The following is a 13,456-nucleotide window of genomic DNA, read 5'->3' as shown; positions in this document are numbered from 1 at the left end:
GGCTTAACCGAAGAACCAGTAGCAGACACCGATTGCGCCGAGCACGCCCGCGAGCTCGGCCAGCAGCGCGCAACCCACAGCATGCCGGGCGCGCTGGATGCCCACCGCGCCGAAGTACACCGCCAGCACGTAGAAGGTGGTTTCGGTGCTGCCCTGAATCGTCGCCGCGACCAGCGCCGGGAAGCTGTCCACACCCGAGGTTTTCATCGTTTCGATCAGCATCGCCCGGGCGGCGCTACCGGAGAACGGTTTGACCATGGCGGTCGGCAGCGCATCGACGAAGCGCGTGTCCCACCCTGCCCACTCCACCAGATGGCGGATGCCGTCGAGGCCGAAGTCCAGCGCGCCGGATGCGCGCAATACGCCGATCGCGCAGAGCATCGCCACCAGATACGGCAGCAGGTTCTTGGCCACGTCGAAACCTTCCTTCGCACCTTCGACAAAGGCCTCGTAAACCTTCACCTTGCGCAAGGCGCCGATCACCAGGAACAGCATGATCAGGCCGAACAGCGTCAGGTTGCCGAGGATCGACGACAGGCCCGCCAGCGCAGTGGCCGACATTGTCGCGAGCAACGCCATGAAGCCGCCGAGGATCAGCGCGCCGGGAATCAGGTAGGCCAGCACCACGGGGTCCCACACGCGCAGGCGCTGCATGAACGCCACCGACAGGAAGCCGACGATGGTCGAGCAACTGGTGGCCAGCAGGATCGGCAGGAACACCAGCGTCGGGTCCGGCGCGCCTTGCTGGGCGCGATACATGAAGATCGTCACCGGCAGCAGGGTCAGGGACGAGGCATTCAGTACGAGGAACAGGATTTGCGCGTTGCTGGCGATGGTCGAGCTGGGGTTGAGCTCTTGCAGCGCCTTCATGGCCTTGAGGCCGATCGGCGTGGCGGCGTTATCCAGGCCCAGGCCGTTGGCGGCGAAGTTCAGGGTAATCAGGCCGATGGCCGGGTGGCCCGCCGGCACTTCCGGCATCAGCCGCAGGAACAGCGGGCCCAGCGCTTTGGCCAGCCACTCGACAATCCCGGCCTTCTCGGCGATGCGCAGGAAGCCCAGCCACAGGGTCAGCGTGCCGAACAGCAGCACCATGACTTCGACCGACAGCTTGGCCATGGCAAAAATGCTTTCCACCATCGCCGCGAAGATCCCGGCGTTGCCGCCGATCAGCCATTGCCCCAGCGCCGAAACGGCTGCCACGATGAAGAAGCCAAGCCACAGGCCATTAAGCATCAGTCAAATCCCCCGGAAGATGCGGCGAATGATAGCGGGGTCGCCAGAAACGACAAACCCCGGATTTCTCCGGGGTTTGTCAGGGTGCCTTGCGGGCGGGGATCAGTTTTTCGAAACGTCACCGGCCGGCAGTTTTTCCTTGCTGCGCCAGTGCGGCAGCGAGTTCCAGTAGCGCTGGCCCTTGGCGTCGTCGTACATGCCTTCCCAACGAGCGATGACCAGTACGGCGAGGGCGTTGCCGATCACGTTCAGGGCGGTACGCGCCATGTCCATCACACGGTCGACACCGGCGATGAAGGCCAGGCCTTCCAGCGGAATACCCACGCTGCCCAGGGTGGCCAGCAGCACCACGAAGGACACGCCCGGTACGCCGGCGATACCTTTGGAGGTAACCATCAGCGTCAGGACCAGCAGCAGTTGCTGGCTGATCGACAGGTCGATGCCGTACAACTGCGCGATGAAGATTGCCGCGATGGACTGGTACAGGGTCGAGCCGTCGAGGTTGAACGAGTAACCGGTCGGCACTACGAAACTGCAGATGGCTTTTGGTGCGCCGTAGGCTTCCATCTTCTCGATCACCCGTGGCAGCACGGTTTCCGAGGAGGCGGTGGAGTAGGCCAGGACCAGCTCATCCTTGAAGATGCGCATCAGCTTGATCACCGAGAAACCGAACATCTTGGCGATCAGGCCCAATACCACAAAGGCGAAGAAGGCGATGGCGACGTAAACCAGGATCACCAGCTTGGCCAGCGGCAGCAGCGAGGCGAAACCGAAGTTGGCCACGGTCACCGCGATCAGGGCGAACACGCCGATTGGCGCGTAGTTCATGATCATGTGGGTGACTTTGAACATGCTTTCCGATACGCCCTGGAACATCTTCACCAGCGGCTCGCGCAGGTCCGACTGCAGGCTCGACAGACCGAGACCGAACAGCACGGAGAAGAAGATGATCGGCAGCATTTCGCCGCGTGCCATGGCCGCGAAGATGTTCGACGGGATCAGGTTGAGGATGGTCTCGATGAACGCGTGTTCATGCTGCACTTCGGCGGCGGTCGCCTGGTACTTGGAGATGTCCACAGTGCCCAGGGTGCTCATGTCGATGCCGGCACCCGGATGGAACAGGTTGGCCAGCAGCAGGCCGACGACGATGGCGATGGTGGTGACGATTTCGAAGTAGATGATGGTTTTCAGGCCGATGCGCCCGAGTTTCTTGGCGTCGCCCACGCCGGCGATGCCGACGATCAGGGAAGAGATGACGATCGGGATCACGATCATCTTGATCAGACGGATAAAGATATCGCCTGCCGGTTGCAGGACGTTGCTGATCCACCAGGCCTTTTCGGCGCTGAAATGGTTAAGCAACGCGCCGATTGCAATCCCCAATACCAGACCGATGAGGATCTGCCAGGCGAGGCTAAGCTTTGCCTTCTTCATTATCTTTACCCTTACTTGCGTTTGACTCAGGCACATGCAGGAACTGGAACGCTCATCAGCGGAAAAGTCTGTGCATCTGCCTCCGTATAAGGTGCCCCGAAGCGCGTATTTACGGCTCTCCGGCAGGCGAAAAAAGGCGCAACTATTCCGATGCAAGGTTGCGCCGTCTAATGCCGTAAACGCCTACCCTATGCCGAATCGGCATGAGCTTTTTTTTATGAAACTGGCGTCCCAACCGGTTCGAATACGACATTTCGGCAGGCATAAGTGCCGTGAACCGGCCATTACAGCGTAGGTTGGTTATTTTTTGAACGAGTGATTTCGACGAAAAATTTAGGAAAAAGCCTACGTTCGGAAACTAAATGTCCGACTTACTCGATCGACTCTTTCTCGATATACGGTCGCCAGGAAACACCGCGAAATGCTTTCGCATGCAGTGTGAGCGATAAAAAAGTTGAGCAGAACGCTCTGGATCAACGTTTTGTCACGTTGAAAGCCCAGCGCAAGTCCGTCGAACCACTCCGGTTGGCGAACTTGCGTCGCAGCTTTTACCCTGACCCGGCCCTCATCGCAGGCACTCCCTGTACCCGTAGGTCACTCCGACCCTGCAACAGTCAGAACGTCCCGGCCCCCTGGTCATGCACCGGCCTTCCTCGGGCCGACGCAATGGAGGACAGCCTTTCGGCTGCCCTCGTGTTCAATACCAGTTCGGATCTTTCTTCAGCGTTTCCATCAGAAGGTTTTGCATGCCCTGATCGGGTTTGCCGAGGAAGCGGTAGGTGGCATGTCGCGTTGGCGACTTGTCCGCCGGCAGTCCTTCGGGCACATCCACAAGCATGGCGTAAGCGTCTTTCTTGTCGAAACTGAACGCGACGATCAAGCGATGGTTCATGCACTTGTCTGCGGATTCGCAGAGCGGACCGACCAGATACTTGTCGCCATCTTCGGTCACGGCATTCATCTGCTGGTCAGGCGTGCCGGACAGGTTCATCACCCATTCCGGCAGGCGCTCTTCCTTCTTCACCACGCCTTCCCAGGTTTCCCTGTATTGCGGGTCGGAACTCAACAGTTCGTTGACCCGCGCCTGGCCGTCATTGGCCGCGATTGCCATGGAACTACCGCCCAGGAGCAGGGCGGCTGCCAGTGTCTTTAACCCCTTCATGTTCAACCTCGACCGCGACGGCCAAAGAAGAAGGAAGCGATGAACATCACCAGGAACACGACAAACAGAATCTTGGCGATACCCGTGGCGGTGCCCGCGATACCACCGAAGCCCAGTACTGCGGCGATGATGGCAATGATCAGGAATGTGATTGCCCAGCTCAACATGGTGATTCTCCTTGCTTCTATTTAGGGATGTTGCCGGTCTCGGCGCAGGGGCGCCCAGATTCGTGAATCAGAAAACCCAGCGTTCTTCACGGGGCATGTCGCCCAGCGGTTGTGGCTGGTCGACGTCCATCATGCGCATCGCGCCGTTGTCGGCCTGGCTGCTGCTGACGGCGCTGAAGTGCGTCTGCGTCGCGTGTTGCATGGAAATCAGGGGCTCAGGCTGCTGGCTCTGCTCCCAGCGCAGATATTGCTGGCAGGCGATCAGAGTGATCAGCAGCGCAAGTGCGCCAAACAGGGCCTGCTGCAGATGCAGTGGCGAAATACGCATTTGGGCGGCACGTTGGCGAGTCATCCTGGGTTCCTCACTCTTGTTCGGTGGGGGCAGTGCATTTCTGCCCGGGCTGAATGATGTATTGCAGCCCGCATGCCAGCTTTTTTGTTTAAAAAAATCTAATAAAATCAGTTAGTTATAGATGCTGCAAAAGTTACTGACGACGCATCCTGCACGATGACCCTCGCAGCGTCGTGCGTAATGCACGATTATTTCGTAGGAGGAATCATTCTTTTTGAATTGAGAGCAGGGTGCGGATGTCAGAAAAGGAGGCAGGAAACCGTCCTGAAACTGTGCGATGTTTAAAAAATCAACAAAATCAGTGGATTAGCCGTGAGGGCAGGAGAGAGCTACCCTGCTATGACTGGAATCGATCAGAATCAACCATGCAACTTGCCCGATTTTTCCGGGACTAACCCAAGACATTCATTTATGGAGCGTAGGAAAAATGGAATCAGCCACTGAGCACCAAGGCCGCATTCTGCTGGTGGATGATGAATCCGCCATCCTGCGAACCTTTCGTTATTGCCTCGAAGACGAAGGTTATTCTGTCGCCACTGCCAACAGTGCGGCCCAGGCTGAAGCGCTGTTGCAACGCCAGGTGTTCGATCTGTGCTTTCTGGATTTGCGTCTGGGCGAAGATAACGGCCTGGATGTATTGGCGCAGATGCGCATTCAGGCGCCGTGGATGCGGGTGGTGATCGTCACCGCCCATTCGGCCGTCGACACCGCGGTGGACGCCATTCAGGCCGGCGCTGCCGATTATCTGGTCAAGCCGTGCAGCCCGGATCAATTGCGCCTGGCGACCGCCAAGCAACTGGAAGTACGTCAGCTGTCGGCGCGTCTGGAAGCCCTCGAAGGCGAGATCCGCAAACCCAAGGACGGCCTCGATTCCCACAGCCCGGCGATGAAAGTCGTCCTGGAAACGGCGCGGCAAGTGGCGGGCACCGACGCCAACATCCTGATCCTCGGTGAGTCCGGCACCGGTAAAGGTGAGCTGGCCCGAGCCATTCACGGCTGGAGCAAGCGCGAGAAGAAATCCTGCGTCACCATCAACTGCCCGTCGCTGACCGCCGAACTGATGGAAAGCGAGTTGTTCGGTCACAGTCGCGGCGCGTTCACCGGGGCCAGTGAAAGCACGCTGGGTCGAGTCAATCAGGCCGATGGCGGTACGCTGTTTCTCGACGAGATCGGCGATTTTCCGCTGACATTGCAGCCCAAGTTGCTGCGTTTCATTCAGGACAAGGAATACGAGCGGGTAGGCGATCCGGTCACCCGCCGCGCCGATGTGCGCATCCTCGCCGCCACCAACCTCAATCTTGAGGACATGGTGCGCGACGGCCGTTTCCGTGAAGACCTGCTCTATCGTCTGAACGTCATCACCCTGCATTTGCCGCCGCTGCGCGAGCGGGCCGAAGACATCCTGACCTTGGCCGACCGGTTCCTCGCCCGCTTCGTCAAGGAATACGCGCGTCCGGCCCGGGGCTTCAGTGATGAGGCTCGCGAGGCGCTGCTGGGCTATCGCTGGCCGGGCAACATCCGCGAGCTGCGTAACGTGGTCGAGCGGGCCAGCATCATTTGCCCGCAGGAGCGTGTGGAAATCAGCCACCTCGGCATGGCCGAACAACCGGCGAACAATGCGCCACGGGTCGGCGCTGCGTTGAGCCTCGACGAGTTGGAGAAAGCCCACATCGGCGCGGTACTGGCGACCGCCGGAACTCTCGATCAGGCCGCCAAGACCTTGGGGATCGACGCTTCGACCCTGTATCGCAAGCGCAAGCAGTACAACCTGTGAGCATCCGCGGATGAAACTGGCGATGAAGTTGCGGACTCGCTTGTTCCTGAGCATTTCCGCGCTGATCACCGTGGCCTTGCTCGGGCTGATGCTCGGGCTGGTCAGTGTGATGCAGATGGCCGGCACTCAGGAGGCGCTGATCCGCAACAACTTCGTCACCCTCGATCTGGGGCTCAAGCTGCGCCAGACCCTCGGCGATCAACTGATCATGATGCTCGCCGAAAAGCCCGACCCCGTGGCGTTCGAGGCGTCCAAACAGCATTACTTCCAGTTGCTCGAAGAGGGCATCGCCCAGGAGCAGAAAGACGACGATCGCCAGTATGGATTCAGTCAGGCCAAAGCCGATTACCTGAGCTTCCTCCAGGCCTTCGACATCTCCCGCGACCCGGCTGCTGCCCTGAGTGGCGGTGGCGACTTGCGTGAGCGCTTCAACACCCTGCGCAACGGATTGATTACCGAGCACAAGCACGCACTGGACAATATCAATTCTGTCCAGCATGCCGCCCGCGACCGCGCGTTGCTGATCGCTGGCCTGTTGGGACTGGTGGGGCTGGCGGTGCTGATCATTGGCTTCGTTACCGCCCAGGGCATTGCCCGGCGGTTTGGTGCGCCGATCGAAGCGCTGGCCAAAGCGGCGGACAATATCGGCCAAGGCAATTTCGAGGTGACCCTGCCGGTGTCCTCGGCCATGGAAATCAACCTGCTGACCCGGCGCTTCGGGCTGATGGCCGAAGCCCTGCGCGAACATCAGGCGACCAATGTCGACGAATTGCTCGCCGGCCAGCAGCGCCTGCAAGCGGTGCTCGACAGCATCGATGACGGTTTGCTGATGATCGACCGTCAGGGTCGTCTGGAACATTTGAACCCGGTGGCCCAGCGACAACTGGGCTGGGACAGCGACCGTTTCGGCGAAGGCCTCGGCACGGCGCTTCAGCGACCGGAGCTGGATGCACAGCTGCAACTGGTGTTGCGCGGCGGCAACCTTGAGCGGGCGCCGGAAGATTTGAGCATTGAGGTCGATGGCGAAACGCGCCTGCTGACCTACAGCCTGACGCCGGTCAGCCATACCCAGGGGCATATCCTCGGCGCCGTGATGGTCCTGCACGACGTCACCGAGCAGCGCGCCTTCGAACGGGTGCGCAGCGAATTCGTGTTGCGCGCCTCTCACGAACTGCGCACGCCGGTCACGGGCATGCACATGGCGTTCGGACTGTTCCGTGAGAGGGCGAAGTTTCCTCCGGAGTCGCGTGAGTCCGACCTGCTCGACACGGTCAATGAAGAAATGCAGCGCCTGATGCAGTTGATCAACGATCTGCTCAACTTTTCGCGTTATCAGAGCGGTTTGCAGAAACTCACACTGGCGCCGTGCTCCATCGAGGATCTGCTGGAGCAGGCGCGTTTGCGTTTCGCCGATTCGGCAGCGCAGAAGGGCGTTACCTTGACCGTCGAAGCGCAGAGCCCGCTGCCACGCTTGCAGGCGGATCAGGCGCAGCTCGATCGAGTCCTCGACAACCTGATCGACAACGCCTTGCGCCACACGGCGCGCGACGGGTTGATCCGCTTGCAGGCCCGTCGCCATGGCGAACGGGTGATCATCAGCGTCGAAGACAACGGCGAAGGGATTGCCTACGGTCAGCAAGGGCGGATTTTCGAACCCTTCGTTCAGGTGGGCCGCAAGAAGGGTGGGGCCGGGCTGGGTCTGGCGCTGTGCAAGGAAATCGTCCAGTTGCACGGTGGGCGGATGGGCGTTTACTCGCGGCCGGGGCAGGGCACGCAGTTCTATATGGCGCTGGCGGTTTAGGCTTCGTCGTCGATCCGGCGGCCGGCGAGTCGCCGTCCACGGGTAATCAGTTCGATGAACTGCACCGCGCTCAAGGCGTGGGCGAACAACCAGCCCTGACCGAACTTCACCCCTTCGCTGCTCAGCAGCGCCGCTTGTGACTCGAATTCGATTCCTTCGGCAATCACCTTCAGGTCCAGCGCCTGGGCCATGTGAATGATGTGTGGCGCGACACCGCTGCTGGCGGCGTCATGGCCGAGGGCGTCGATAAATGCCTTGTCGATCTTCAGGCAATCCACCGGCAGGGTTTGCAAATAGGCCAGGCTGCAATAGCCGGTGCCGAAATCGTCGATCAGCACCTGATGCCCGACATCGCGCAGCGCCTGCAGGTTTTCCCGGGCTACCACCACATCGATCAGGCCGCGCTCGGTCACCTCGAAAGCAATCTGCCGCGCCGCCACCCGATGCAGGGTCAGCAGCCGCGCCATGACCTGGCCGATGCGCGGCACCATCACGTCGCAGGCGGCCAGATTCACCGAGATGTACAGCTGCGGATTGGCCCGCAGCAACTGACCCAACTGCTCGAGCAGGCGTTGCAGGACGAAGTCGGTCATCTGGCGAATCTGTCCGGTGTTCTCGGCCATCGGGATGAACAGGTCAGGGCTGGTCAGCGTGCCGTCCGGCCGGCGCCAGCGCAGCAGGGCTTCGGCACCGACGCAGTTGCGGCTGTCGAGATCGAAGATCGGTTGATAAAGAACCTGCAACTCGCCACGGCGGATGGCGCCGTGCAGCTCGGCGTCGAGCGACTGGCGCTGGCGCACGACCCAGAACACCAGAACGCCCACCAGCGCACCGAGCACCAGACAGAAAGGCACCATCCACCACCAGAGCTCCGGAATGTGCATGCCCGAGCGCGGGCTGATCAGCACCAGTTGGTATTCCGGGTTGTCAGTGGGCATGCGGTAGATCAGGTGTGACTGGGTGACTTGCAGCGCGTTCGGGGTTTTCGGCGGCCAGGGCTCGGTGGGCGGCCAGACCTGTGGGACGCCGAGCACCGGAATCGCCCGGGTCCCGTGATCCAGCACTACCAACAGGCTGCTGCCGGGCAACAGGTCGACCATGTCGGTGAGATGTCCGCGCGAGGTGGCTACGCGAAAGTTGCCGCGCCCGAGCATCAGCGCTGCGCGGTTTTCATCGGGTTCGGTGGTGGTGTTCAGCCAGTAGCTGTAGGTCGGGCCCTTGATGTCCGGAGGACGGATCACCGACAGGCCTTCCTGGCGCGGACGGTTGGAGCAAATCCGCGTGGCGTCCATGTAGGCGGCTTCATAGACGAAGCGGTAGTTGAACGTCACTTGCTGCAACGTGGCGATCATTTCGTCGTCGCAGCTGCGCAAGGGCTGGGCTTCGAGGTCGTCGAGGCTTTCGCGCAACTGGCCGAAGAGTTGCTCCAGACGTGCCAGGAACCGCTCGCCCTGGGCGTTCATTTCCTGGCTTTCGCTTTGCTCGACCTGGCGCATGGCCACGAACAGCCCACCGGTGATCAGCAGGCTCGCACTGAGGACAGCCGCGATCATCGCCAGAAACCAGGGGCGATAAAACCAGCTACGCAGCGTCTCTCGGGTAGCAACCATCATGGATATCCGAAGAATTACCAATGAGTTATAGCTGCTGATTGCGATTTCGCCCTGACCGTCGGGCGGGCGTCATTATTTTGTCTGATTCAGCACCAGCAGCAACGCTGCCGTTTGCGCATCCGGCGTGCCGTCAAAGCGCGCAGGGCGGTAGTGCATCTGGAAGGCCGCGAGCACATGGCGGGTCGCTACATCCAGCTCACCGGTTTGCGGCGTCGAGTAGCCCAGGCGTGCCAGTTGGCTCTGGAACCAGGTGATGCTCGGCAGCTCGGCGTCGAACTGCGCTTGCTGGCGTGCCACGGCTTGCTCGTCGGGCCAGAGCCCCAGCCCCTCGGCCGCCAGGCGCTTCCAGGGGAACAGCGGCCCCGGGTCGAGCTTGCGCAACGGGGCGATGTCACTGTGGCCGATGATGTGGCGCGGGCTGATGCCCTGGCGTTTACTGATGTCCTTGAGCAGGACGATCAACGATTGCACCTGTGCTTCGCTGTAGGGATACCAGAGGCGACCGGTCGGTGTGTCCTTGAAACCCGGATTGACGATTTCAATGCCGATCGAACTGGAGTTGAGCCAGGTACGGCCTTGCCATTCGCTTTCACCGGCATGCCAGGCACGCAGGTTCTCGTCCATCAACTTGTAGATGGTGGCGTTCTTGTCGTCGCCGATCAGGTAATGACTGCTGACTTCGCCGTGAGTCAGCAACTGCAATGAGCGTTCGAGCGAAGCGGAGGTGTAGTGCACGATCACGAACTGCACACGGCTGTCGTGATTGACCGAAGGATGGCTGGTGTCGAAACGCGGGCCGCTGGCACAACCGGCCAGTAAGAGGAGCGACGCGAGGAGGGTAAAAAATTTCATGGCAGAGGGCAGTACACGCAAGACGATAATGCAACAGTGTAACGTATCGCCTTGCGCTTCGACGCTTAAAGGGCTGATTTAAACAATATGGAACAATTGCCTCAGCCCAGCTCTACCCGGTTACGCCCTGCGTTTTTCGCCCGGTAAAGCGCCTGATCGGCTCTTTTGAGCACCAGATCGCTGTGTTCTCCCGGCCGGAAAGCCGCCAGCCCCATGGAAACGGTAATCGTGACGCGCTCGCCCTTGAAGTGAAACGGGCAGGCTTCGATGGCGGCGCGCAGGGTTTCCAGGAGTTTGGCGCCGACCGCCGGCGGGGTGGCCGGGAGCAGAAGGACAAACTCTTCCCCGCCGAAACGGGCGATGAAATCACTGCCCCGCAGACGCTTGCGCAGCACCGTGGTGATGATTTTCAAGACCTTGTCGCCGGCCAGATGCCCGTAGTTGTCGTTGATTCGTTTGAAGTGATCGAGGTCGAGCATGGCCAGGCTCAAGGTATTGCCGTGCTGCTGCCATTGGGCGATTTCATATTCGAGCCGTTCGGTCCAGGCGGCGCGGTTGGGCAGGCCGGTGAGCGGATCGATCAGGGCTTTCTGGCGTTGCTCTTCGAGGTGTTCGCGATATCCCTGCGCTTCCTGCTCCATGTGTGCGACGCGTTCAGCGAGGCTTTTCAGGCGTCCAGCCACTTCCTGTTCCCGGGCGTCACGTTGCTTCTGGTGCTGATCCATGGTGCCGAGCAGGCCTTCGAGGTGGTTTTCCAGCACTTGCTTCAGATCATCCAGATCGGCCGCTTCCTGCACGCTGTTCTGCAGGCCGTCGACCTGTTCGCGGATCTGCGTGTCCATCGCTCGCGCCGCAGAGCTGTTGTCGGCGTGGCCTTCGCTGGCGGCCTGCAAGTTGCTCTGGAACGCTTCGAGGCGCTCGTTGAGTTGCTGCAGGTAGGCTTCGAATTCGTGTTGGCCGCTATCGGTAATGGCCAGCATCAAAGTTGCGAGATCGTCGAGGATCGGCAGCAATTCGTACCAGTTCAGGCCGTTTTTCAATCGATCGCGCATGGCCTCGGCTTGCGGGCGATGGCGCTCCGGCAAGGTCAGGTCATCCAGCAGCCCGATCAGCGTGTCTTCGATGTGTTTGGCGACCGAGCTGTAGGATGGCTCCGGCGAGTCCGGCAGGGCGTAGAGGATGTCGTGCTCGGATTGTTCCGGATCGATGGCGGCCAATGCCTGGGCGATGGGCTCGGGCAGGGGCAGGCTGTCAAGGATCACGGGCGGCGGCGTATCGCCGGGGTGGATCAGTTCGTCCGGGTTGATGGCTGTTGGCACTGCCGGCGCGAAAACCGGAGGAGGCGTGAAGGTCTGCGGCTCCGGTTCTGGCTCGGCGGTTTCTGGTTCGCTGGGGGCGGAGGGGGATTCGGTGAGGATTCTGGCAGGCTCAAAGGCCGCCACCTCCGGTTCCGCAAGATATTCGGGGATTGGTTCTGGCGCTTTGAAGGGCTCGGCCACGGGGGCGGCGATCGGCGCTTGGCTGACGCTCGCAGTGGCGACCGGTTCGGCGCTTGTAACAGGCGCTTCCGGCGCTGGCGCAGCTTCATGTGTGACGGGCGCTTGCTGTGGCTGCACTGGTGGTGCGACCGCAGCGGCTTGAGCCACTGGAGCAGGCGTTTCCTCGCTGTCGCGACTGCCGAACAGGCGCTGCAACAAGCCCGGGCGTCCCGGTTCCGCCGGCGTTGCCAGCTGGCTCAAGGCCTTGCCCTGCAGGCCGCTGAGTTCGCTGAGCAGCAGCGGCATCTCTCTGGCCTGACTCACCCGGCCATCCAGCTGCTTGGCGAATTTCTTCAGCGGCTGGGCCACATCGCGAGGCAGCGGGAGAGATTGCAACTGAGTGACCAGCGCAGTCAGTGCGGTGCTGACCTGTTCGATCCGGGTTTCCCGGCGCTGCTCGGAATCGAGCACGGCTTTTTCCAGTCGCGGCAGCAGGGCGGCGAGGCCGGCGTCCATGTCGTCGGTGCGCACTACGTCGCGCATCTCTTTCATGCACTGATCGACCACGCGGTCGGTGCCTTCCGCCGCCAGGGTGCTGCGCACCAGGCCGCGGCGCAGCAGGTCGAGCCGGGCGTCCCACCGACGTTCGAGCTTTTCCTGTTGTTCGATGCTTTTGAGGTATTTCTCTTTCCAGCGCTGGGCTTCGTCGCTCATTCAGGGGTTCCGCGAAGGGCAGTGCTCAACGCGGGCAATGCATCGGCCGTGAGCGAACCCGGCAGACGAATCTCTACCGCGACCGGCAGGTGATCGGAAATCGGTTGTGCCAGCACTTCGACTTTTTCCAGGGTCAGGGTCGGGCTGAGCAGAATATGATCCAGGCAGCGCTGCGGGCGCCAGCTGGGGAATGTCGCTTCGAGTTGCGGGGCCAGCAGGCCGAGGTCGCGCAAAGGCGAGTGTCGCAACAGATCGCTGGCGTGGGTGTTCATGTCGCCCATCAGCACCTGATGCTTGTAGCCGCCGATCAGCTCGCGGATGTAAGCCAGTTGCATGCTGCGCACCCGGGCGCCGAGCGCCAGGTGCATCATCACCACCACCAGCGCTTCCGGGCCTTCGCCGAAGCGCACCAGAATCGCCCCGCGTCCCTTTGGACCCGGCAGCGGGTGGTCTTCAATCGCCCACGGCCGCAGGCGACTGAGCACGCCATTGCTGTGCTGGGCCAGTCGGCCAAGGTTGCGATTGAGTTGTTGATACCAGTAGGGGAAGGCGCCGAGCTGGGCCAGGTGTTCGACCTGATTGACGTAGCCTGAACGCAGGCTGCCGCCATCGGCTTCCTGCAGGGCGACCAGATCGAAGTCTCCGAGCAGATTGCCGATCTTTTGCAGATTGGTGGAACGCCCGGGGTGCGGCAGCAGATGCTGCCAGCTGCGGGTCAGGTAGTGCCGATAGCGCTCGGTGCTGATGCCGACCTGAATATTGAAGCTGAGCAAGCGCAGACGGCTGTCTGCGGGCAGGCCCGTCGATTCCAGGTGATGCTCGTTGACCTGCGGTTCATGCAGGCCAACGACGCGTTCGGTTCCCCAGCGGCGCATG

General features: G+C 61.2%; 11 protein-coding genes. 2 read left to right on the top strand and 9 right to left on the bottom strand.

The features are described 5' to 3' along the window. Positions 1-3 precede the first annotated feature (3 nt). The 5 genes from ACTJK9_RS14895 to ACTJK9_RS14875 all read right to left on the bottom strand — a co-directional run bounded on the left by ACTJK9_RS14895 (position 4) and on the right by ACTJK9_RS14875 (position 4,348). A complete protein-coding gene (locus ACTJK9_RS14895; RefSeq protein WP_007954056.1) occupies positions 4-1,233 on the bottom strand; it encodes a nucleoside recognition domain-containing protein in 1,230 nt (409 codons plus the stop codon). A gap of 102 nt (positions 1,234-1,335) precedes the next feature. Next, a complete protein-coding gene (gene gltP / locus ACTJK9_RS14890; RefSeq protein ID WP_085612511.1) occupies positions 1,336-2,667 on the bottom strand; it encodes a glutamate/aspartate:proton symporter GltP in 1,332 nt (443 codons plus the stop codon). 697 nt (positions 2,668-3,364) lie between these two features. Beyond that, entirely contained in the window at positions 3,365-3,829 is a 465-nt protein-coding gene (locus tag ACTJK9_RS14885; protein ID WP_440814605.1) for an inhibitor of vertebrate lysozyme family protein, read from the bottom strand. Between the two features lie 2 nt (positions 3,830-3,831). Beyond that, on the bottom strand, positions 3,832-3,996 hold the full coding sequence (locus ACTJK9_RS14880; protein ID WP_003177151.1) for a DUF1328 domain-containing protein: 165 nt from the start codon (positions 3,994-3,996) through the stop codon (positions 3,832-3,834). A 67-nt stretch (positions 3,997-4,063) separates the two neighbouring features. Further along, positions 4,064-4,348, bottom strand: a complete 285-nt coding sequence (locus ACTJK9_RS14875) for a hypothetical protein (RefSeq protein ID WP_039764878.1) — start codon at positions 4,346-4,348, stop codon at positions 4,064-4,066. A 427-nt stretch (positions 4,349-4,775) separates the two neighbouring features. On the opposite strand from ACTJK9_RS14875, the gene algB reads away from it, so the two are divergent. Both algB and ACTJK9_RS14865 read left to right on the top strand, forming a co-directional pair. After that, positions 4,776-6,122: a sigma-54-dependent response regulator transcription factor AlgB gene (gene algB, locus ACTJK9_RS14870; protein ID WP_039764876.1), complete on the top strand. Its 1,347-nt coding sequence runs from the start codon at positions 4,776-4,778 to the stop codon at positions 6,120-6,122. Between the two features lie 10 nt (positions 6,123-6,132). Next, positions 6,133-7,923 (top strand): KinB sensor domain-containing domain, encoded by a 1,791-nt coding sequence (locus ACTJK9_RS14865; RefSeq protein ID WP_085612512.1) that lies wholly within the window; start codon positions 6,133-6,135, stop codon positions 7,921-7,923. Here the strand turns inward: ACTJK9_RS14865 and ACTJK9_RS14860 are convergent. The 4 genes from ACTJK9_RS14860 to ACTJK9_RS14845 form a co-directional block, all read right to left on the bottom strand. Then, on the bottom strand, positions 7,920-9,536 hold the full coding sequence (locus ACTJK9_RS14860) for an EAL domain-containing protein (RefSeq protein WP_440814600.1): 1,617 nt from the start codon (positions 9,534-9,536) through the stop codon (positions 7,920-7,922). The two genes, ACTJK9_RS14865 and ACTJK9_RS14860, sit on opposite strands and share 4 nt — an antisense overlap. A 72-nt stretch (positions 9,537-9,608) precedes the next feature. Further along, the gene (locus tag ACTJK9_RS14855) at positions 9,609-10,388 is read right to left on the bottom strand and encodes an N-acetylmuramoyl-L-alanine amidase (RefSeq protein ID WP_039764871.1); all 780 of its coding nucleotides are present in this window, start codon (positions 10,386-10,388) and stop codon (positions 9,609-9,611) included. A gap of 101 nt (positions 10,389-10,489) precedes the next feature. Beyond that, positions 10,490-12,580: a diguanylate cyclase gene (locus tag ACTJK9_RS14850; protein ID WP_440814597.1), complete on the bottom strand. Its 2,091-nt coding sequence runs from the start codon at positions 12,578-12,580 to the stop codon at positions 10,490-10,492. Further along, positions 12,577-13,455, bottom strand: a complete 879-nt coding sequence (locus ACTJK9_RS14845) for an endonuclease/exonuclease/phosphatase family protein (protein WP_440814594.1) — start codon at positions 13,453-13,455, stop codon at positions 12,577-12,579. The genes ACTJK9_RS14850 and ACTJK9_RS14845 overlap by 4 nt, the downstream gene beginning before the upstream one ends. Position 13,456: the final 1 nt, after the last annotated feature.

The sequence above is a fragment of the Pseudomonas sp. 22082 genome (assembly GCF_052046055.1).
Classification (GTDB): domain Bacteria; phylum Pseudomonadota; class Gammaproteobacteria; order Pseudomonadales; family Pseudomonadaceae; genus Aquipseudomonas; species Aquipseudomonas pharyngis.
This window is presented reverse-complemented; position numbering and strand designations above follow the sequence as displayed.